Annotated in this window: 1 pseudogene; it reads left to right on the top strand. The window is 41.6% G+C overall.

Features of this window, described 5'->3' with window-relative positions:
• Positions 1-255 (top strand): annotated as a pseudogene (locus tag ACEN4L_RS13600) (helix-turn-helix domain-containing protein); the annotation flags it as partial.

Raw genomic sequence — 255 nt, 5'->3', positions numbered from 1 at the left:
GAGAGCTTGTGTTGAACTTGGGCTCTCGATGAGGCAAGTTAACAGATTGATTCAAGACTATCAAGAAGGAGGAAAAGCTGTTTTTTCACACGGCAACAGAGGAAAAGCAGCTAGGCACGCCGTGCCATAGGAAACAAAAAGACAAGTGATCGAGCTCTATCAAAGTTTTAAGATAAAGCCTAACGTGAAGCATTTTACTGAAATTTTGAAGGAGGATCATGCTATCTGTTACACCGATACGACCATTCGTCATAT

The organism is Desemzia sp. FAM 23988 (assembly GCF_045528365.1).
GTDB lineage: Bacteria > Bacillota > Bacilli > Lactobacillales > Carnobacteriaceae > Desemzia.
Note: the sequence above shows the minus strand (reverse complement) of the source record. Positions and strands in the feature narration are given on the sequence as shown.